Below are 19,615 nucleotides of genomic sequence, written 5' to 3' on the forward strand. Positions count from 1 at the left end.
GCAGGATGAAGGAGAGCGCCGCACCCAGCGGCCAGTTGAACACGGCGACGAACTGGTCCTCGATGACCGTGCCGTAGAAGGTGCCTGTGCGGCCGCCGAGGATGCGTGGCTCCATGAACGAGCCGACAACCGGCACGAAGATGAGTGCTGCGCCGGCCACCAATCCGGGCATCGACAGCGGAATAATCACGCGCTTCAGCACCTGTAGCCGCGAGGCACCGAGCGAGCGCCCGGCCTCGATCAGCGAGTCGTCGATCGCCTGCAGGGTCAGGTAGCAGGTCAACACCATGTAGGGCACATAGGAATGCACCAGCCCGATGATCACGGCCGGATAGGAATACATGAGGTCGATGTTGATTTTGAACGGCAGCACTGCGTTGAGCGCCGTGTCGAGGATGCCGCCTTCGCGCAGAACCATCGCCCAGGAGAAGATGCGCACCAGGCCGTTCGACCAGAACGGCAGGATGACGAGCAGGAAGATCGCCTCGCGGCTGCGGCCCTTCAGCACCTTGGCCAGCACGTAAGCCGCGGGGTAGCCGATGACGATGCACCACAGCGTCACTTCAAGGCCTAGCCGCAGCGAGGCGAGCAGCAGCGTCAGATAGAGGCTCTGCGAGAAGAAGGCGGCATAGTTTCCGAGCGTGAATGCCCACGGCTTCCCAGACAGGGGCAGCTCGGTCATGAACGAGAAGAAGACCATGGCCGAGAGCGGCAGGAAGATCGCCACCGTCAGCCAGAGATAGGCCGGCGCCAGCAGCGGCAATGCCGATCTCAGCCCGCTTCGCGACGCTGTCGCAGCTGCCATGATACCCTCCTCCCCAGGATTGAAAGAACCAGCCGGCGCGAACCGCCGGCTGGCCCGGATGTCGGCCTTATTTCACGTCGACCTTGAGCTGTTGCCACAGCGCCAGATAGGCTTCGCGCTGCGCGTCGGTTATCGGCGCCTGGAACTGGATGCGCTTGGCCACTTCGGGGTCCCCCATCACCTTGCGGTTGAAGGCATCCTCGGGCAGCGCTTCCACCGCCTTCGTGCTAGCCGAGACCGGAGCGCCGACCTTGGTGACCCATTCGACATAGAATTTCGGGTCGATCATGTAGTTGATGAAGGCCTCGGCGCCGGCGACGTTCTTGGCGCCGGCCGGAATGGAAAAGGCATCGAGCCAGGCGACGGCGCCTTCCTGCGGCACGACCAGCGAGACCGGCAGCTTGAAATGCGTCTTGGCGCGGTCGGCAGAACCGCTCCAGTAGGTGCCGATGTCGATCTGGTTGGAGGCGACCATCTGGTTCCAGTCGTTCTCCGAGCTCCAGAAGGTCTTGATCTGCGGCATCAGCGAGGTGAGCTTCGTCTTGACCGCATCCATATCCTTGATGTCGTTGATGTTCTGGCCGGTGGCGATGGCGCCGAACTGCACCGCCTCGACGGCGTCGTCACGAATGACGACGCGGCCCTTGTGGGCGGCATCCCACATCGCGGCGATGCTGGTCGGCGGCTTGTCGAAGGATTTCTCGTTGATGGCGAGCGCTGTCAGTCCCCACACCCATGGCACGCCATAGACCTTGCCGTCATGGACAAGCATCGGCGATCCCGCCTTGTCCTTGCTGATGTCGGCGTAGTTCGGCAACTTGGACGTATCGATCGACTGGATCAGCTTTCCGTCCATCGCCTGGTCGTTGAAGGCGGCATTGATCATGACGACGTCATAGAGGCCGGGATTGGTCCGGATCTTGGTCAGCATTTCCTGTTCGGAATTGAAGAAGTCGTTGATGACCTTGTTGCCGGTGGCCTTTTCGAAAGCCTCGACGGCCCACGGCTCGTCGGTGCCGTAGCCCTTCCAGTTGAGCACATGCACTTCGTCGGCCTTGGCGGCAAACGCAAGTGCGGAGGTAAATACGGCGGTCGCCGTCAAAAGAGCAGTCAAGTCAGGCATGCGCATGGTTGGTTCCTCTCTGTGTTTGCCCGCTTCCCGGGCTTGTCAGGCTTTCTGGCAGTTATGCATTGGCCTTCTGTGTCCGGCCCTGTGCGCCCGACGGGTCGGCGGCATGGCTCAGGAATGTCTGGATCTCGTAATCGGTCGGCGCCGAAGAACCGCCATGGCGGGTCACCGAAACCGCCGCCGCTGCATTGGCATAGCGCGCTGCCTCGAAAGGCGGGATGCCGCGCGACAGCGCGCTGACGAAGGCGCCGATATGTGTGTCGCCGGCGCCGTTGGTGTCGATGGCGGAAACTTTGAAGCCGGCAACGGTCTGCACCGAGCCGTCGGCCCGCCGTACGTGACAGCCCTTGGCCCCGGCGCGGATGACCACGCCGGCTGCTTTCGGGCAATGGACTTCCAGCAACCGCGCGGCAACCGTTTCAACGTCGCCCGGACCGGCAATCTCGGCCGCTTCCGTCGCGTTGCAGCTTAGCCATGTGGTGCGGGCCAGCACCCGTGACAGGATGAGGCGCGGAATGTCCGATATCACCGGCGTCGGATCGAAGACGAAGGGAGTGTCCGCCGGCAGTGTTTCGATCCAGTCGGTGAGCACGTCACGGCTTGCGGGGTAGCTCAGCGTGTAGCCGGAGGTGAACACCCAGTCACCCGGTGTGACCGAGACGGGCGCCATCATGTCGGGGCTGAGCACGCTCTCGGCACCCGGCCACGACACGAAGGTGCGTTCGGCGTCGCTCGAGATCATGGCGACGCAATTGCCGCTATCCATCAAGGGCGATGGCGGCGTCAGCGTCTCGATGCCCTCGTTGGCGAAAGCGGCCCGCAGGAAGTCGCCGTTCGGCCCACTGCCGAGCTGGCCGCCGAACACCACCTTCATGCCGGTACGGCTGGCCGCGACCATCATGTTGAAGCCGCCGCCGGCGACCTGGGCGAAGCTCGATGCGGTCTTCTCCGTGCCGGGCGCCGGCAAGGCATCGATGCGGTAGACATAGTCGACCACGGCACTGCCGATATGGACGAGACGCCCGCTCATGCCGCCGCGTCCTTGCCGGAACCTTTTTTCGCAACCCTTACCGCCATGAGATCGGAGGCAAGGGCGCGAACCTCCGACATGTCGATGCCGACAAGCCTGGCGATATGCTGCTGCGGCAATCGGGAAAAGCCGGCGCAGGCTCCCGCCATGCCGGCCGCGATGGCGCCGATCGTGTCGGTGTCACCGCCGAGATTGGCGCTGATGACGGCCGCCTGCCATGGATCGCCGCCGGCGACTTCCAGCACCGCGAAGGCGGCCGGAACGGATTCCTGGCTGGCGACGCCGGTGCCAACCAGATCGGTGATCAGCCGGATCGCATCCTTCATCACCTTGCCACGCACGATGTCCTGCGCCCAGACGATGCGCGCGGCGATGTCGCCGCCGGTCACCCAATGGCCGAGCGTGGCCCCGCGCCTCGCCGCCGCAACGGCGCTGTCGGATGCGGCGCGCCAGCCACCGCCGGCGACGCCACAGCTGACGGCGGCAGCGACTGCGGCGGCCGAAGCAATGGCGATCGAAGTGTTGTGCGTCGCCTGGCAGGTCTCCGCCACCTTGGCGACCAGCGCGTCGAGCGGCTCCAGCGGCATCATGATGCCGACAGGCGCAATGCGCATCGCCGCACCATTGGTGTCGCCGCCGCGCCCTGCTTCCTCCGCCGGCACGCCATTGTTGATGGCATCGATGGCGCGCTTGGTCGACGGTCCCAGCAGATCGTAGCTGCCGCGCGCTTTGACCTCGCGCTCCCAGTCGAGCAGTGCGTTGACCCAGCGCGCATGGTCGAAACGGTCACCGGACTCCACAAGGATGCGGCCAAGCAGCAGTGCCTRCTCGGTGTCGTCGGTGACGGTGCCGGCCAGCAGCCCTTTCGACACCGGATGGTCGGCAACCGGGGCGACGAAATCGTCGACATGGCCATAAAGCTCGGCGATCCGGGCCGGCGACAGGAGTTGCGTCGGCATGCCTAGCGCATCGCCAATCGCCCCGCCGACAAGTGCGCCCATGGCGCGGTCGATCGCCTTGCTCGCTGCATCCGACATCGCTCAGAACCTCATATGCAGCGCGAAATGCGCCGGGTTGAGCAGGCTGGTGACATACTCGATCGGCCGCTCGTCGGCGGCGCGGGTCAACCGACGGCCGCGCAGGAACGGCGAGCCTTGCGGGCAACCGAGGATGGCGGCATCCTCGGCATTGAGCATCTCGATTTCGACCCATTCCTCACCATGGTCAGGAATGAGCCCCGCGTCGCGCAGCGTCTGGTGCAGCGAACCCTCGCGCAGGCCGCGCAGCGGCACGTCCTCCAGTTCCGGCGACAGCGGCAGCCGGCTGCGTTCGATAGAAATGGCATGGCCGTCGCTGGCGTTGGTGCGAACCCGGTCGACGGCGATGAAAAACGGGCTCTCAATGCCAAGCCAGGCAGCCAGGTCTGCGTCCTCGATCACCTCCAGTCGCAGCGTCCGCGTCTCGGCATTGGCGCCGGCATTGGCCAGCGCCCGCGACCAGCCGACCGCGTCGTCGACCGGCATGCCGTCAAAGGTGACGAACGAGCCGATGCCGACCTTGGTGGTGATCAGCCCGCGGCTGGACAGTTCCTCGAGGCCCTTACGAATCGTGTTGCGGCTGACGGAGAAGCGCTGGACCAGCTCGTTCTCGCTTTGCAGGCGGTCGCCGAAGCCGAGCACGCCGGAGCGGATTTCATGCTCCAGAACAGTGGCGATCTGCTCGGGCTTGCCCGTGCCGGGAGACAGTTGAACCGCGCGCCGCTTCATATGCGTACCTGTCTAGTGAACCTGTATAGTCCTGTTCAATATATGGACGTGGGTACCATGTCAACGGGATGCCGAAGGCAAGCCAAACGGCCAGCGAATGGTGCGGAAGTGTCTGCAAGGCGTCGGCGGGCCGGGCAGCATGAACCCGAAAAGCTGATCGTGATCGCCGAAAACACCGCAATCAATCAAGAGATAGAGCCAAGTCTTGATTCAATTTTGGCCGGACGGCATCGACATCTCACGGGGTTCAACGAGGATATCCGCTTCGATTGCGGCGCTAATGAACGCCGCTCGTGCCGCCGAGGCTTCCTTCCTTCCCGGCCAGGCAGACCTTACGGGCTGCCATGTGCCTTTGCCCCGAGCGCAATCCTCACCGGCTCATCGAAACGCTGGTCCTGCACCACGCCACCTCCCGAAATCGAACGTGCCGACCTAGTTCCTTGTAGTGTGATAGATTTCCTGAGGAAGGTGCAAGATGTCCGATTCCCAAGGCCAGAAAAGTCCCAGACTGATTGTCGTGGTCGCGTTCGACCGCGGCGATGACGGCGAGTTGTTTCCGGCCTTCGGCCCTGCCGACCAGCAGAGCGAGGACCGTGCCATACGCACGGCCAGGGCGCTGGCGGCAAAACATGTCGGCGTCATCGCCTGGAGCCGCGAGGCCGACCCGACACTTGGCGAGTACGGTCCGCCGAACACCCTGTTCGTCAGCGGCGACGTGCCTGACATGGAGTAATCGATCGGCCCCGGCCCCTGGCCCGAACTCGATGTCGGCGGCAAGCCGGTTTCCTAGACCGCCAAGCAAAAGCCCGCCACGGGCGAACCGGAGCGGGCCTTGGAGGAGGACAAGGGGTGGGACCCTTTCCTCTTGTTTCCACGGGGGGTGTGGACCGCGATCACCTTACAAAGTTTTCCAAACAAGCCGGATCACAAGCCGGCTTGCGAAGTTCACATTCCGGTGCGCGCCGAAATCGATGCGGTCACGGGATTGCGATCGGTTCGGCAAGCAAGCGGCTAGATCCGCCCGAGCACGACAAGCACGATGATGATGAGCAGCACGAGCCCCAGACCGCCGCCGCCATAGTAACCGGTGCCATAGAATGGACCGCCACCGAGGCCACTGAAGCCCCCAAGCAGYGCTAAGACAAGAATAATGATTAGTATGGTTCCCAAGCTCATGGTCTTCCCGCTCCCTTTTGTGCGCTTCTGCGCCAGCTGAACACTGCGCCATTCGCGTGTTGCCGAGATGTAAACGCTCTCGACGCAATGGCGTTCCGCCGCCGCAGCGACGACGGACGCCCGGGAACAATCATGCAGGTGTGCGGAAAGCCCGCCGGGATGGCGGGCTTTCCGACCGGACGGACGCCAGGAGAGTGCGGTTAAAGCCTCACGGCCAGTCCGCTCCCGGCGCTCTTGGCGTCAGCGACGTGCGATCAAAAGGCACAGTTGGCGCAGGTCGCGGTCGTAGTCCCCGGAACTGCCGAGGACATCGACGCAGCGCCTCTTCAACCGTGCCACTTGACTGTCCGACATGTCGGCGACGACACCCGGCAGGTTCGGATGTCCCAAAGTACGCGGTGTTCCGAAGTTGCCCAGGTTCCCTGTTGTGCCCGGATTACCGGGATTGCTCGGGTTGATTGAACCAACGCCTCCGCCAACGCCGACGCCGACTCCACCCGTTCCACCAACACTGGCGCCGAGGCCGGCAGTGATGCCGCCAGCCCCGCCGACATCGGCGCCGGCACCGGCATTGATGCCGTTGCTGCCGCCTACGGAAGCACCGAGGCCTGCGTTGACGCCTCCAGTGCCGCCGACCGACGCACCGACGCCGGCATTGACGCCGCCGCTACCGCCCACCGAGGCGCCTGCGCCAAGACCGAGCCCTGCAGTATACGCTGGCAGCGAAAGAACGAAGACTACCGCACCACTTGCCAACACACTGGCGACTGTTTTGATCGAAAAAGTCATAACACTCTCCCTGTTGCCGTTGAGATAAGGCAGTCAGCCAGAGGCCGATTGCGAATTAACCTACGCAGGGAGTGAACTTAAGTTTCACAAAGCGCTTCGCCAGCGCGATTGATGGTGTTAATTTTTGAAATTGTAAAAGTATAAAAATAATAAAATTGACGTACAATCTTCGTGATAACGATGTGAAGCGGATCGTTATGATCGATATGTATTTCGAAGTTTGTTAAGAATCGATTTTTATGGAATTTGTTCGAGGCGGCGCCAGGCCAGAGACCGCATGAACTTTTTGGTCAGGCCGCCGCGATGGGTCCCCGAGCCCGTCAGCGAAAGGTCCGCATCAAAACGCAACGCATTGGCGTCACGGCTGCCCCGATGACGTCAATTTGCGCCAGACAGGAATAGAAGGCGGGTCATGCCAAAACGCTGCCTGCGCGATTGCCGACAAAACGACGACGTTGTGCACGGGCCTTGTTGTCAGACGATCCCGTAGTACAGCCTGTAGCGGACGCGCTTCATATAGTCCCGATATTCCGCCGTGGCGGCAAGCAGCGCCTCTTCGCGCAGGATGCGATGCACCTGGAAGAACGTGATGACGGCGTAGACGGCGAGATTGTAGAAGGAAAAGGCCGACAGCAGGAACAGGACATGGCCGACCAGATAGCCGGCATAGATCGGGTGTCGCACCAGGCGGTAGGCACCCCCGGTCATCACGCCGCGATTGCCCGGCAGAATGGCGAACGAACGCCCCAGCGATGCCTTGCCCCAGATCACGAAACTCAACGCCAGGGCTTGCAGCGGCGCGGCGACATAGACCGGGATGATGGCAACGCCCGGCTCGAAGGTGATGAAGCCGACACCGAAGCTGGCAATCACGGATACGATCACCGTGAGCGGGTTCCAGTCGCGAACCTGCGGCCGCCGCGACAAAAGCAGCCAGGTAAAGGTTAGGATCTCGGACGTCGCCACCAGTGCCACATTGATACGGGTCGGGTCGAGCATGAGGTGGTGTATGCCGCGATAGACAAACAGCCCCGCGAAAGCCAGCGAGCAGAGCCGAAAGAAGCCTTCCCGCAGGTCGACCAGGATTTCCCGCTTTCGGGCTGCGGACAAAATCCCTTCGTCGTTGACGTGCGAAAGGGTTTCAATTTTTGACATGAGCAAGGCCAAGCACCCGGTTATCCCTCGGGGCGACCTTTGCACGCAACCATTGCCGTACGGTTAATCAAGAAGATCAGATCGGCAGCAAAGCGCTTATGTGTCTCCGGACGCCAGCGAACGCCTTCAACGATCGTGCGAAACACGAGCAGGATGTCTCCGGCCCCAGGCAAAGATACGCGTCTCTGCTGTCTTCGGCTCCACAGCAAAGCCGCCGAGGCGCTGCGTGCACAATTGGCCGTGCTCAACCATGTCATGTCGCGGGAAACCGGAGCCACCTGTCGCGTGGCGAAACTCTACGCAGCCGCTTTGTCGCTGCAGGGTGAACCCGGGCGGCATAACCACTCTGCTCTACGAGATCGCGAGGAATTAGCTGGAATCTGCCAATGCGTGCGCGTTTGACGGGAAGCTGCCACGCCACGCGAGTCCTTCGAAGTTTCGAGAATCAGATAGGCTCCCTACCCCAGAGTTGAGTTGCTGAAGTACTCCGCGAATTCAGGGCGTTGCGTCAGAACTTTGCCATCGGCATCGCGCAGAATGCCCGCAGCGAAGAGGTAGTCGCCAATCGCGTGCATCTTGGTCGGATCCATCGTGCCGATTGCGCCATTGTCCCCGCGCAAATAGTGGCCATCGATCAGTGCCTTCAGCGAGGCTTCGATCAGCGCCGGATTTGTCAATGTGTCCTTATTGGCGGCGATCAGAAGTGCGGCAGCCGCATCGGGATGGTCGACGGCGAATTGGTAGCCGCGCCGCGTCGCTTGGACGAAGGCGGCCGCAGGTTTGGGGTTTGCCTGGAGATAGGCCTCGCTCGAGGAGATCAGGGTCGTGTGCTCATCAGGCACGCCATAGTCGGCGTAGACGAAGCTGCGCTGCTTGACGCCTTTCAACCCGGCTTCGACACCTTCCCAGGTCGAGACCTCCAGCGTGAAATCGACCGAACCGTTGGCCAGCGCTTCATAGGCTGAAGTGCCGAGTGTCACCGTCTCGAAATTGCCCTTACCGCCATCGTGGCGGATGATGGTGCCGATCAGGGCGTTTTCCCAGGCGCTGCCGAAGCCGCCATAGGTCAGGCCGTCAAGGTTCCTCGGACTTTTTATCTCGCTGCGTGCCGCGTTGAACACCAGCCGGCCGGTTTCGGATTGCACGACGGCATAGACGCCCTTCAGGTCGGCTCCGGCGGTTTTCTGGGTGAACAGGCTGATGGTGCCGTTGATGCCGAAATCGGCGACGCGGTTGGCGACCAGGGTGCCGGCACCGGTATCGCTGTAGGGCAGGATGTCGACCTCGAGCCCGGCTTCGGAATAGAACCCTTTGTCGCGGGCGACGAACAGCCCGATGTGGTTGGTGTTGACCGTCCAGTCGAGGGCGACGGTGACCTTTTGCGCAGCCGATTGTGCTTGGGCATGGCCAGCTCCGGCCACCAGCGGAAGACCGGAGACAAGGGTGAGCAACAAGGCCTGCCGGCGCGTCAAGTCAGTCATGGTCGTGTCCTTTGGATGAGTGCGGGTTGGGCTCGGGGTTGAGCAGGATGTCGAGTATCTCGGCCTCGATTGCGCTTGTCTGCAACGCGTCAGCGCCGCCAAGGCTGCGCGGGCGCGGCAGCGGCACCTTGATTTCGCGGACGATGCTGGCCGGACGCGCCGACAGCACATAGATGCGGTCGGACAGGAAGACGGCTTCGCGCACATCGTGGGTGATCAACAGTGCCGTCCAGCGATGGCGCCGCCACATCTGCTCGAGCCAGCGCTGCATGGCGGTGCGGGTCAGTGCATCGAGCGCGCCGAACGGTTCATCGAGCAAAAGCATGTCGCGCTCCTGCACCACGGTGCGCAACAGCGCCGCGCGCTGGCGCATGCCGCCCGAAAGCTGCGCCGGAAAATGCCGTTCGAAGCCGGCAAGCCCGAACTCGGCAAACAGCGGCGCAACGCGCGCCCGCGCCGCCTTGCGCCTGATGCCTTGCACTTCGAGCCCAAGCGTCGTGTTGTCGAGGATGCGTCGCCACGGCATCAGCGCGTCACGCTGCGGCATAAAGGCGAAATGCCTGCCGTGGTCGTCGAGCGGCGTGCCGTCGAAGAACATCTCGCCCTCGCCGTGCTGCGCGCCGGTCAGAAGCTGGAACAGCGTCGACTTGCCAGCGCCCGACGGCCCGAGCATGGAGACGAATTCACCGGCACCGACGCTGAGCGAAATGTCGGCGAGCACGTCGAGCCGGCCAAATGCCTTGCGCACATGCCGCAGTTCGAGCCGGCTCATCGCCACGGCCCCGTCCCGGCGGGGTGCTGGCCGGCGGCCCGTTCCCAGGGCATGGCAAGGCGCTGCAGGAGCACCGTCAGCCCAAACAGAGTGAGCGTGAGCGCGGCGCTGACACCGACGGCGGCCAGCACCAGATCGGGGCGGAAATTGTTCTTGGCGTTGAGCATGTAGATGCCCAGCCCCTTCGCGGCACCGGCATATTCGGCGAAGATGGCGCCGACCACGGCATAGGTGATGGAGATCCTCAGGCCGGCGAAGAAATAGGGCAGCGCCGAGGGCAGTCGCGCCAACAAGAAGACGCGCCAGCGCCCTGCCCCCATGGCGCGCAGCATCTGCCCGATCTCGGCCTCCGTCGCCTCGTAGCCCTGCACCAGCGCCACCAGCATCGGAAAGAAGGTGACCAGCGCCACCAGCATGATCTTGGGCATCAACCCGAAGCCGAACCACAGCACCACCAGCGGCGCGATCGCCACCAGCGGCAAGGTCTGGCTGACAATGAAGACGGGAAACAGCGCACGCCGCAGCGGCCGGAAGAAGTCGACCAGCATCGACAGCGCAAAGGCCGCGCTGAGCGAAAAGGCAAAGCCGATCAGCGTGGCCCGGATGGTCGGAATGGCATTGTCGACCAGCGCTTCGCGATTGAGCATCGCCTGCTCGAACACACGCGAAGGCGCCGGCAGTGTCGTCGACTTGATGCCGGAATAAGTGGCATAGAGCTCCCAAGCCAGCAGCAGCAACCCGACCGAAATCATGGCCGGTGCTGCCTTGACAAGAAGGCTCGCGATCGGGCTCGAAGCGGCTGATGATGAGACCACGGGCATAACCTTTGACGGGGTCGCGAATGCGGCCGCTCAGCTGGCCGACGGGCTGTTCGCCGAGACCGTGACGTCGAGGGTTACGTGGCCGGCGCCTGGCCCGAAGCGGCAGAAGGCTTCGTCCAGCGCCGAAAAGATCGCGCCGGCATCCCCGCGCAATTTCGTGCAGAAATGCTTCGAGCGCTCATAGACGCCGGACTGCTTGAGAAAATCGATGCAGCCATAGATCTCTTCCATGTGGTCGTCGGTGCCCATCACATAGAGCGAGAACTGCGCTGCCGCCGGCTGGCCGGTCAAAGCCGCGCCACGCACCGCGGCGATTGCCGCATCCTTGCGCGGGCCGAGGGGGCCGACAGGCCCACCAAGCGCATCGGAACGGCAGATCGGATCATCTGGCTCGCCAGGGCAGCCGCGCGAGATGGTGGCTGACAACACGCAATGTTTGCCGCTGCGTGCCGCCGCCACGAACAGGTCTCGCATCGCCGGAAACAGCACTTCGGGCGGCCCGACCAGCAAGGTCGAGATGTCGTCGGTCTCGATCCTGAGCCGATCGCGGTAGGGGTCGAGCCCATCCAGCGCGCCAAGGATGACGCCGACGAAATCGTCGGCCATGGGATATAGGGAAATCTGTGCGCCTGAAAACATCGCCCGCCTCGCTCCGCTGGTATTACCCAGATCAGCTTCTAGGGTCTGTGGGCTTGCCGCCCCCTTCTCAGCCCCGACCGTACGGAGCACCCCTGTGGATGCGCGGGTTAAAGCACCATTCGAGTTGAAGCGAAAGCCGTTTTTTTGGTGTGCTCCTCCAAAAGCATTGCGCCAGGCCTGCGAAACCGGACCGTCGAGCGACAAACTTTCAACCAACAGGCGTTGTCTGGCGCCCAGTATGCGCATGGCGCAGGAAATCGACGAAGGCCCGTACGGTTGGTGCTGTATGACGCTGCTTCTGATAGCAGAGGAACCAACCGGGAAAGGCCGCGCACCAATCATCCAGCAGCGACACCAGCTTGCCGGCATCGATCAACGGGCGCACGAGGTCTTCAGCCCAAAAGGCGATGCCGACGCCCTGCACGGCGGCGGCAATCGCCATGTCGCGGCTGGAGACGACAAGCGGACCATTGACCACGACCGAGAACCATTCGCCGCCTCTGGCGAATTCCCATGCGTAGGGCCCGGCACTGCCCGGCCGGCGCCAATTGATACAGCGGTGCTGGAGCAGATCGGCCGGTGCCGAYGGCGATCCGTAACGGGCGATATAGTCCGGCGAGGCCACGGCGAGTTGGCGCTGCGTGCCGCCAAGCGCCACCGCGACCATGTCAGCTTCGAGAAATTCGCCGAGCCTGGCGCTGACATCATAGCCGGCCTCGACAATATCGACGGCGGCATCGTCGATCGTCACATCGAGCACGATGTCCGGCCATACCTCATGAAAACGGCCAAGCAACGGCTCCAGATAGGTGGCGGCGGCAACGCTGGGCATATGGACGCGCAAGACGCCGGCCGGTGTGTCGCGCAAGGCCGTCGCATCGCCGACCGCCGCCTCCATCTCGGCCATAGCCGGCGCGAAGCGCGCATGCAGGCGCGCGCCGGCTTCGGTCAAGGAGAGGCTGCGGGTCGTGCGGTTGAGCAGGCGCAGGCCAAGCCGCGTTTCGAGCTGACGGATCGTCTGGCTGAGCGTCGACGCTGAAATCCGCAGATCCTCAGCGGCACGGGCGAAGCTGCCATGCGCCACGACAGCGGCAAAGGCTTTCAGCTCGGCATAGTCGCTACCTCGCATTATGCCAGATTCTCCAATGAGTATGATGGCATCCTATCGCATTTTCGGTATGGCTTCTGCTGCCTAGCTTGAGGACATGCCTCGAACGGCTGCAATCATCGGCATCGAGCACACCTGAATTTCCCTCTGAGCAGGAGCAACGAACATGCAGAAACTCAACGGAAAAATCGCTTTGGTGACCGGCGCCTCCTCGGGCATTGGCGCGGCAACCGCGCTGGCGCTGGCGGAGCAAGGTGCTGTCGTCGCCATCGCGGCGCGACGTCGGCAGCGTCTCGACGACCTGGCGGCACGCATCCGCGACAACGGCGGCGAGGCCTTGGCCATCGAGACCGACATCACCGACGAGGCGCAGGCCACAGCCATGGTCCGGCGCGTGCTGGAAAGCCATGGCCGGCTGGACCTGCTGTTCAATGTTGCCGGTGTCGGCGTCGCCGCCCCCTTCCAGAACACCACCACCCGCGAATACCGGGAGATGGTCGACCTCAACATTCTGGGTCTGCTCTACACGATCAACGCGGCGCTGCCGTCAATGAAACGGCAGGGATCAGGCCACATCGTCATCGTTTCGTCGGGCACCGGCCGCTACATCCACCCGTCGGTGGTCTATTCCGGCACCAAGCATGCGGCCAGCGCTATCGCCGAATCACTGCGCCGCGAAATCGGCAAGGACGGCATCCGCGTCACGGTGATCGAGCCGGGCGCGGTCAGGACCGAGTTCACCGCCAATATGCGCGACGATGTTCGGCTGGCTGTCGAGCAAAGGTTGGGCGACATGGAGCAACTGGAGAGCGAGGACATCGCYGCCGCCATGCTCTTCGCGGTCTCGCAGCCACCAAGGGTCAACGTCAATATCCTGACCCTCTATCCGACACAGCAGGCTTGATTCGCGACGGCGGCAAGGTGTGGATCGGGGCCTTGGCCCCGATCCTGTAAACCCTACGAAACCGCCTTCTCGCGAACCGGCAGCTTCCAGCCCGGCCTGACGAAGTGGCAGGTGTAACCGTTGGGGTATTTCTCCAGATAGTCCTGATGTTCAGGCTCGGCTTCCCAGAAGGGACCGACCGGTGCGACCTCGGTGACGACCTTGCCCGGCCACAAGCCAGAGGCGTCGACATCGGCGATGGTGTCTTCGGCGATGAGCTTCTGTTCATCGCTCGTGTAATAGATCGCCGAGCGATAGCTCATTCCGACATCGTTGCCCTGCCGGTTACGGGTCGTCGGATCGTGGATCTGGAAAAAGCGCTCCAGCAGCGTGCGATAGCTGATGACGGCCGGATCGAAATTGATCTCGATGGCCTCGGCATGGGTGCCATGGTTGCGGTAGGTGGCATTGGGCACATCGCCACCGCTGTAGCCGACACGGGTGGAGATGACGCCGGGATAGCGCCGTATCAAATCCTGCACGCCCCAGAAACAGCCGCCGGCAAGCACTGCGCGTTCGGTCGAAGTCGCCATATCACGTCTCCTCAAAAAGCAATTCCAGGAAAAATGCGTAGTGGTTTTCCGTCTGGAATTGCGCAAAAAGCAAGTTGGATCTCCCCATAAATGGGCATTGTCTCTTGCTTCGTCCAGCGGACCGCCCGACCTGCTTCAGTTGCCGGGTTGGGCGAGGCTGTCGATCACACTCGGCAGCTGCGGCGCGCCGGGCGGAACGGCGGCAAAGCTGATCGCCATCGGCGGCGCCTTGAGCGACCAGTCGAAGAGAACGGTTTTGACCGGCAGTTTGCCAAGCCACGCCTGCAGATAGGGTGGCACGTCGCGCCCGGGCCAGACCAGGAGTATGCCGTGATCGCGCAGCCGCTGCTTGGTGATCCAGGGGGCGTACTGCATGTTCAGCTCGGTGAAGATCGACGGCTTGTCATAAGCATTGAGGCCCGCCAGCGGCGCAACAATGTTATGGCCGCCGACGATGTCGAGCCGACCGGGCGTCGCCGCGTGCCAGACGGCTTCTGCCTCATCCGAGATCTTCTGCGCCGGCCAGCAGACGGCGTCCATGCGCCCACGCAGATTGCATTTCGTCCAGCGGATGCCCGCATAGGCACCAGATATGCCGATGATGCAGATGAGCGCGCAGATTACCAGCTTTCGCATCTCGACGGCGCCGAGACGGTGGCCCAGGAAGGCGAGCGCCACGACGCCTGCAAGATTGTACATCGGCGCGCCCCAGGCCTCGCCTGTGCCGGTGAACAGGGACGCCACCATGATGAGGATCGCCGGGCCAAGTCCCATCCACAAGAGATAGACGAGCGTACCGCGCCCGACCGGCTCTTGCGGCGGGGGCGAGCGCCGAAGCAGCCCGGATATCGCCAGCACCAGAAAAAAGCCGCAGAGTCCGGCCGCCTGGACGCCGATATAATAAAAGCGGGAGCGATGCGCCATCACCCACTGATCGCGCCAGGCGGCGTAGGTCAGCGGCAGGAAATCGACGCGGTAGAGCTCGATGGCCAGCGGCGCCGCGACAGCGACGAAAACCGCAAGCCCAAGCCATGGCCAAGGCGTGGCGAGCCGGCTGCGTGCCCGCGCGTCGGACAACAGCCAGATCGCGCCAAACAGCAACAGCAGGCCGGTCGAGAACTTGGCGTAGAGCCCGACGCCCGACACCAGTCCGAGCGCCAGCCACCAGATCGGCCCACCGCCGCGGCCCGCACGCCACAACAGCCAGCAGATAGCGGCCCAGAAGGGCATCTGCGCGTAGTCATGATTGAACTGCGGGGTCGGCCAGCCGAAGAAATAGAGCGACGGCATCAACAGCACGGCGGCCAGCGCACGCCTCTGCCCGAGCATGTCGCGGGCCAGCAGATAGACCAGGACGAACGTCGCCGAGATCGTCAACTGCGCCACGAGATATTGCGGCCAGCGGAACGATCCTGTCAGGAGATGGCTGGTCTCGAGCAGCCATGCCGGAAGTTGCGGATGCTTGTAGGTCAACAGCACCCATTCGCGTCCCCACATAAAGCCTTCGACGACATCGTTGGGCGGTGAGACGTTGATAAGCGCCGGTGCCACCGTCCAGCACAGGATCTGCATCAGGCACAAAAGCGCCAGCAGGTGCCATGGATGACGGATCAGACTGGACAAAACCGATGGGGAATCGACGCCGGCGGCGGGCAATCCCGCCGGCACCAAGTGATCCATGGATCCATCTATCCCCACCATGCGGCGCTTAAATCACATAGTCCGGTTTGACGAACAGCCCCAAAAATCGAAGCTTACGAAAAAGTATAGCTGTGTGCCATTGCAGCACCAAGATCGGGCAGGAGCATCGGCGTCCTCTCTCCAGGCAGGACAGCGTTGCACGTCTGACCCTGTCTGAAAAAATCCGGGTCCCGATGCGCCACCACCATGCCGTCATCCACTACCGTGCGCTCGACTTCTGGATGGCGCGTGCGGCCGTCCTCGTCATCATCTGCCTGCAGCTTCTGGTCATCAACAACCTCTCCTTCGGGCCGCGCTGGCTGGCGCCGGCGCTGGAAGCCGCCCTGCTGCTGCCCTTGTCGGTGGCGACGGCCTGGACACAGGTCGCCACAAGAAAGGCGGTCGAGGATCACGAATGGCATGCGATCGGCCAGTTTCGCATCATGATCCGCAGAACGGCCCTGACCATGACCGCCATCATCAGCGTCATGAATTGCGGCTCGCTGGTCCTGCTGGTGCGAGCCTTGCTGGAGGGGCACGCCGGCAACAGCGGCACGACGCTGTTGATCGACGCGCTCAACATCTGGGTGACCAACGTCATCGTCTTTGCCCTGTGGTTCTGGAGCACCGACCGGGGCGGGCCGCCGACCTGCGGCCTCGTCAAGCTCGCGCAGGCTGATTTCCTGTTTGCGCAGATGACGCTGAACGACCGTGATCTCCGCGATTGGCTGCCCGGCTTCGTCGACTATTTCTTCCTCGCCTTCACCAATGCGACAGCCTTCTCTCCGACCGATACGCTGCCACTCAGCCAACGCGCCAAGCTGCTGATGATGGCCGAGGCCATGATCTCGCTGCTGACCATCGCGCTGGTCGCGGCACGCGCCGTCAACATCCTTGCCTGATCGGGCCGAAACGCAAAAAGGCCCGCCACCTTGCGGCAGCGGGCAGGCTTATGGAGTGCTGGGATCAACCAGCGTAGGGTMAACGAGCGGCGGAGGGGTTGGTTGCCGTTTGCGGTTCACTCCTGCACCCCCGGCTTGAACCTGCGAACGACAAACTCGAACAGGATGTCCGAGATCCACATGGCGCAGACGCCGATCAGGAAAGCCGCGGCAAGCGTGGTGGTGTCGTCGGCGGGGTCGGGCATCGGCAGGCCGGCGATCCTGACATAGGACACCACCGGCAGCGTCAAATAGGCCGCGGCAAGCGCGCCGCAGATCGGTGAGGCGACCATTTCGCGCAGCTTGTAGCGATGCCGCGACAGCGCCCGCAGGACGCCACCGGCAAGGCCGGCGGCGACGACCGGTCCCTTGATGCCGAGCAGGTCGAACAGATCGTGCATCACGGCCTCCATCCACAAAGCGCCTGGCCCTTTTCATTGTGAGCCAGGATCGCCGCCACCGACGCGCCGGAAAGGGTCGCCACCTCTGCCTTTGCCGGCCGTATGGGATGCTCGACCGCGCAGAACGACCCGCCAGCACTTGCGCAGCCGGCCAGCAGGAGCGAGAGCACTATGATCTTGACCACTTCGCTAGCCTCCCCCTGTTGTCGGCCGGCGTCCGGCCGGCAACGGCGTCGTCGATCTTCTGGGCTCGGCTGCGCGCCGCGGCGTCGGCGGCATCTTGCCTGGCCTTCTGGCTGGCCTTGCCCTTGGCGTAGGCCGTCCAGAGACCGGCGAGCGCGGCACCCATTGCAAGCAGATACGGCCACAACTGGCCAAGCATGGCGAGCGCTCCCATCTCATTTCTCCTCGACCGGCGGCGGCGGCGCGACCATGCCGAGCGGACCGTCACGCACCGCGTTGATGATGATCTTGGCAAGGGCGATAGCGCCGCTGATCTGAAGCGCGGTGCGATCGGTGACGCCGAACATCGTCCAGTCGAAGCCGACCAGGGCGCCACCGCAGATGATCGCGATCAGCGTGTTGAGCAGATTGTGCAGCGCGTTGGTGTTGAGGAATTTCATCAAAAGAGGCTCCCGAAAATATCGGTGACGTGCTGCCGGAAGGCCGCGAGCGCTCCGGCGATGAGGACAAGGATGCCGGCGGCGGCAGCAGTCTTGACGGCCGGCGGCACGGGCTGGGCCGCCGGCGCCCCGCCAAAGGCCTTTTCGGCGCCGGGCGACGGCGCGGCCGGCACAGGCGCAGGCGCGGTCACAGGTGTCGCCGACATCAGCAAGGCCTGAGCCCGCACCGACGTGACGCGATCGGACCAGCCGCGCCCGAATGTTGCCCATGTCGGCAGCCGTTTGAGAAACGCCAGCCGCGCATCGCATAGCGCGTCGATGGTGACGCCGGCCGGCCTTGCCCTGGCCGCGGCAAGGGTGGCCGGCCCGATCCGGCCATCCTGGGCGACGCCCAGGGCCGCCTGCAGGGTTTTCGCCGCCCTGCCCGGCCCGCTGTTCACGGCGAAATCGAACACGGCATGGTCGACCCCGTCGGGCAATTCGGCGCCGAGCACCGCATCCCAGTAGTAGCGGCGGAAGACGGTAGCGACCTGCTGGTCGCTGATCTTGCGCAGGTCGGCCTTGGTGGCATTCGCCTTCACATAACGGCGGAAGTTGGCGAGCGTGACACCCTTCATGGTGGCGCCGCCGGGGTCGGCCGGATTGTCCGACCACCCACCTTCCGATTTCAAGACGAGCGCAAGCGCCCGCGCAAAGTTGCGGTCCATGGCAGTTCCTTTCCGCCCTCTCCGGGCAGGTTGCTGAGTTTTGGAATTTGGCTATAGTTGGCGCAGGACGAGGGATCTAACTTGCTGAACAACAATGCGCGAATATCCGCGCTCGATGGGCTGCGCGGCATCGCCGCGCTGTCAGTCTTCCTTCAGCATTTCGCGACCGATACACCCTGGCATCCCCTCACCTTTGCCTGGTGCGGCCTCATCGGCGTTGAACTGTTTTTCGTGCTGTCCGGGTTTCTGATGGGCAGGAAGTATTCGACTGCCCCGATTTCAGGCTCGGCGGTGATCGACTTCTGGGTCAAGCGCGCGGCGCGCGTCCTTCCACTGTTCTTGATCTGCGTGACGGCAGCCTATGCCTGGCTTTTGCTGACAGGTCGCGACCAGCCTTTTTACGGGTTGAAATGGGATGGATGGTGGCACCATTACGTTTTCTGGGCCGGCCAATCCGTGTTCTGGACGATCCCGAGAGAGATCCAGTTCTATCTGGTTTTTCCGCTGATCTGGTGGATTTGCCAGCGTCTGGGCAATGCTGCCAACTTCTTGCTGCTCGCGGCGGCGGCCATTCTCCAGGGAGCCGCTATCGGCACGCCCGTTCTCATGCAGGCCGCCCCTTTGTTTCTCGCCGGCGTCGTCGCCGGGCGTATCGAGCTTGAGCCGGACAAGTCGTACGATGTCCCGTTCGTTGCGCTGCTGGTCCTCTACGTCTTGTCCTGGCCTGGAATGATCGATGTCCTGGAATTGCCAAGATCCCTTTTCGGCGGCACGCTGTACCTTGTCTATCTGCCTTCTCTCGTCCTGGTTTCGACAGCCTCCCCGCTTGCCCAGCGCCTGTTGGGGCGGGGCGTGCTGAAGTGGTATGGCGACATCTCCTATTCCCTCTATCTGCTCCACCTGCCCATCCATGTCGCGCTCAAGATGTGGACGCCAATTTCGCTTTTGCCGAAACCCATCTGGTTCGGGCTGACATTGATCGTTGTGACGATCGCCAGCTACTGTTCATTCCGCTACGTCGAGACGCCGCTGCGTAGACGGATATCGCGCCTGGCGCCCAAGCCACCGGCGCCTCAGCAACCGGTTGCCAATGGCGGTGTTAGATCGGGCCAGCCA

The 19,615-nt window shown here is 63.2% G+C and carries 24 protein-coding genes and 1 riboswitch; of the genes, 4 read left to right on the forward strand and 20 right to left on the reverse strand.

The annotated features are described in order from the left end of the window. The 5 genes from ACXJ7R_RS07470 to ACXJ7R_RS07490 all read right to left on the reverse strand — a co-directional run. On the reverse strand, nucleotides 1–805 hold an 805-nt coding region (locus tag ACXJ7R_RS07470), incomplete at its 3' end, for an ABC transporter permease (protein WP_457151260.1). 67 nt (nucleotides 806–872) lie between these two features. Continuing rightward, complete coding sequence (locus ACXJ7R_RS07475; protein ID WP_457151261.1) at nucleotides 873–1,934, reverse strand: ABC transporter substrate-binding protein; 1,062 nt, start codon at nucleotides 1,932–1,934, stop codon at nucleotides 873–875. Between the two features lie 55 nt (nucleotides 1,935–1,989). Beyond that, the gene (locus tag ACXJ7R_RS07480; RefSeq protein WP_457151262.1) at nucleotides 1,990–2,964 is read right to left on the reverse strand and encodes a PfkB family carbohydrate kinase; all 975 of its coding nucleotides are present in this window, start codon (nucleotides 2,962–2,964) and stop codon (nucleotides 1,990–1,992) included. Next, complete coding sequence (locus ACXJ7R_RS07485) at nucleotides 2,961–4,001, reverse strand: ADP-ribosylglycohydrolase family protein (protein ID WP_457151263.1); 1,041 nt, start codon at nucleotides 3,999–4,001, stop codon at nucleotides 2,961–2,963. The genes ACXJ7R_RS07480 and ACXJ7R_RS07485 overlap by 4 nt, the downstream gene beginning before the upstream one ends. 3 nt (nucleotides 4,002–4,004) lie before the next feature. Beyond that, entirely contained in the window at nucleotides 4,005–4,730 is a 726-nt protein-coding gene (locus ACXJ7R_RS07490; RefSeq protein WP_457151264.1) for a GntR family transcriptional regulator, read from the reverse strand. 475 nt (nucleotides 4,731–5,205) lie between these two features. On the opposite strand from ACXJ7R_RS07490, the gene ACXJ7R_RS07495 reads away from it, so the two are divergent. Further along, nucleotides 5,206–5,463: a hypothetical protein gene (locus ACXJ7R_RS07495; RefSeq protein ID WP_457151265.1), complete on the forward strand. Its 258-nt coding sequence runs from the start codon at nucleotides 5,206–5,208 to the stop codon at nucleotides 5,461–5,463. 278 nt (nucleotides 5,464–5,741) lie between these two features. Here the strand turns inward: ACXJ7R_RS07495 and ACXJ7R_RS07500 are convergent, their stop codons facing one another. From ACXJ7R_RS07500 to ACXJ7R_RS07535, 8 genes are all read right to left on the reverse strand, one after another. Beyond that, on the reverse strand, nucleotides 5,742–5,906 hold the full coding sequence (locus tag ACXJ7R_RS07500; RefSeq protein WP_457151266.1) for a DUF3309 family protein: 165 nt from the start codon (nucleotides 5,904–5,906) through the stop codon (nucleotides 5,742–5,744). A gap of 240 nt (nucleotides 5,907–6,146) precedes the next feature. Further along, on the reverse strand, nucleotides 6,147–6,695 hold the full coding sequence (locus tag ACXJ7R_RS07505) for a hypothetical protein (RefSeq protein WP_457151267.1): 549 nt from the start codon (nucleotides 6,693–6,695) through the stop codon (nucleotides 6,147–6,149). Nucleotides 6,696–7,169: 474 nt separating this feature from the next. Beyond that, the gene (locus ACXJ7R_RS07510; protein ID WP_457151268.1) at nucleotides 7,170–7,805 is read right to left on the reverse strand and encodes a methyltransferase family protein; all 636 of its coding nucleotides are present in this window, start codon (nucleotides 7,803–7,805) and stop codon (nucleotides 7,170–7,172) included. A 503-nt stretch (nucleotides 7,806–8,308) separates the two neighbouring features. After that, nucleotides 8,309–9,331: an ABC transporter substrate-binding protein gene (locus ACXJ7R_RS07515; protein ID WP_457151269.1), complete on the reverse strand. Its 1,023-nt coding sequence runs from the start codon at nucleotides 9,329–9,331 to the stop codon at nucleotides 8,309–8,311. Beyond that, the gene (locus ACXJ7R_RS07520) at nucleotides 9,324–10,103 is read right to left on the reverse strand and encodes an ABC transporter ATP-binding protein (protein ID WP_457151270.1); all 780 of its coding nucleotides are present in this window, start codon (nucleotides 10,101–10,103) and stop codon (nucleotides 9,324–9,326) included. The genes ACXJ7R_RS07515 and ACXJ7R_RS07520 overlap by 8 nt, the downstream gene beginning before the upstream one ends. After that, a complete protein-coding gene (locus tag ACXJ7R_RS07525; RefSeq protein ID WP_095091792.1) occupies nucleotides 10,100–10,855 on the reverse strand; it encodes an ABC transporter permease in 756 nt (251 codons plus the stop codon). The genes ACXJ7R_RS07520 and ACXJ7R_RS07525 overlap by 4 nt, the downstream gene beginning before the upstream one ends. A gap of 99 nt (nucleotides 10,856–10,954) precedes the next feature. Then, nucleotides 10,955–11,563 carry a YkoF family thiamine/hydroxymethylpyrimidine-binding protein gene (locus ACXJ7R_RS07530; protein ID WP_095091410.1) on the reverse strand — a complete coding sequence of 203 codons (609 nt, stop codon included), beginning with the start codon at nucleotides 11,561–11,563 and terminating at the stop codon, nucleotides 10,955–10,957. Then, nucleotides 11,554–11,667, reverse strand: a riboswitch (TPP riboswitch). Its footprint overlaps the gene before it by 10 nt. 104 nt (nucleotides 11,668–11,771) lie before the next feature. Then, nucleotides 11,772–12,692: a LysR family transcriptional regulator gene (locus ACXJ7R_RS07535; protein WP_457151271.1), complete on the reverse strand. Its 921-nt coding sequence runs from the start codon at nucleotides 12,690–12,692 to the stop codon at nucleotides 11,772–11,774. A gap of 145 nt (nucleotides 12,693–12,837) precedes the next feature. Here ACXJ7R_RS07535 and ACXJ7R_RS07540 point away from each other — a divergent pair, with 145 nt between their 5' ends. Next, nucleotides 12,838–13,575 carry an SDR family oxidoreductase gene (locus ACXJ7R_RS07540; RefSeq protein ID WP_457151272.1) on the forward strand — a complete coding sequence of 246 codons (738 nt, stop codon included), beginning with the start codon at nucleotides 12,838–12,840 and terminating at the stop codon, nucleotides 13,573–13,575. A 53-nt stretch (nucleotides 13,576–13,628) separates the two neighbouring features. Here the strand turns inward: ACXJ7R_RS07540 and msrA are convergent, their stop codons facing one another. Further along, nucleotides 13,629–14,147: a peptide-methionine (S)-S-oxide reductase MsrA gene (msrA, locus tag ACXJ7R_RS07545; RefSeq protein WP_457151273.1), complete on the reverse strand. Its 519-nt coding sequence runs from the start codon at nucleotides 14,145–14,147 to the stop codon at nucleotides 13,629–13,631. A 135-nt stretch (nucleotides 14,148–14,282) separates the two neighbouring features. Further along, nucleotides 14,283–15,827: a glycosyltransferase family 39 protein gene (locus ACXJ7R_RS07550; RefSeq protein ID WP_457151274.1), complete on the reverse strand. Its 1,545-nt coding sequence runs from the start codon at nucleotides 15,825–15,827 to the stop codon at nucleotides 14,283–14,285. Between the two features lie 194 nt (nucleotides 15,828–16,021). On the opposite strand from ACXJ7R_RS07550, the gene ACXJ7R_RS07555 reads away from it, so the two are divergent. Then, nucleotides 16,022–16,729: a hypothetical protein gene (locus tag ACXJ7R_RS07555; protein WP_457151275.1), complete on the forward strand. Its 708-nt coding sequence runs from the start codon at nucleotides 16,022–16,024 to the stop codon at nucleotides 16,727–16,729. Between the two features lie 116 nt (nucleotides 16,730–16,845). Here the strand turns inward: ACXJ7R_RS07555 and ACXJ7R_RS07560 are convergent, their stop codons facing one another. The 5 genes from ACXJ7R_RS07560 to ACXJ7R_RS07580 are packed head-to-tail and all read right to left on the reverse strand — an operon-like array spanning nucleotide 16,846 to nucleotide 18,499. Continuing rightward, complete coding sequence (locus ACXJ7R_RS07560) at nucleotides 16,846–17,169, reverse strand: hypothetical protein (protein ID WP_095091790.1); 324 nt, start codon at nucleotides 17,167–17,169, stop codon at nucleotides 16,846–16,848. After that, nucleotides 17,169–17,354 (reverse strand): hypothetical protein, encoded by a 186-nt coding sequence (locus ACXJ7R_RS07565; RefSeq protein ID WP_095091404.1) that lies wholly within the window; start codon nucleotides 17,352–17,354, stop codon nucleotides 17,169–17,171. The genes ACXJ7R_RS07560 and ACXJ7R_RS07565 overlap by 1 nt, the downstream gene beginning before the upstream one ends. Further along, nucleotides 17,339–17,566, reverse strand: a complete 228-nt coding sequence (locus ACXJ7R_RS07570; RefSeq protein WP_457151276.1) for a hypothetical protein — start codon at nucleotides 17,564–17,566, stop codon at nucleotides 17,339–17,341. The genes ACXJ7R_RS07565 and ACXJ7R_RS07570 overlap by 16 nt, the downstream gene beginning before the upstream one ends. Before the next feature lies 1 nt (nucleotide 17,567). Further along, entirely contained in the window at nucleotides 17,568–17,792 is a 225-nt protein-coding gene (locus ACXJ7R_RS07575) for a hypothetical protein (RefSeq protein ID WP_457151277.1), read from the reverse strand. Then, the gene (locus ACXJ7R_RS07580; protein ID WP_457151278.1) at nucleotides 17,792–18,499 is read right to left on the reverse strand and encodes a glycoside hydrolase family 108 protein; all 708 of its coding nucleotides are present in this window, start codon (nucleotides 18,497–18,499) and stop codon (nucleotides 17,792–17,794) included. Before ACXJ7R_RS07580 ends, ACXJ7R_RS07575 begins: the two co-directional genes overlap by 1 nt. 57 nt (nucleotides 18,500–18,556) lie before the next feature. Here ACXJ7R_RS07580 and ACXJ7R_RS07585 point away from each other — a divergent pair. After that, nucleotides 18,557–19,615 (forward strand): acyltransferase family protein (locus ACXJ7R_RS07585; RefSeq protein WP_457151279.1); only part of this gene is annotated, 1,059 nt, incomplete at its 3' end.

It is taken from the genome of Mesorhizobium sp. P5_C1, from assembly GCF_054049815.1.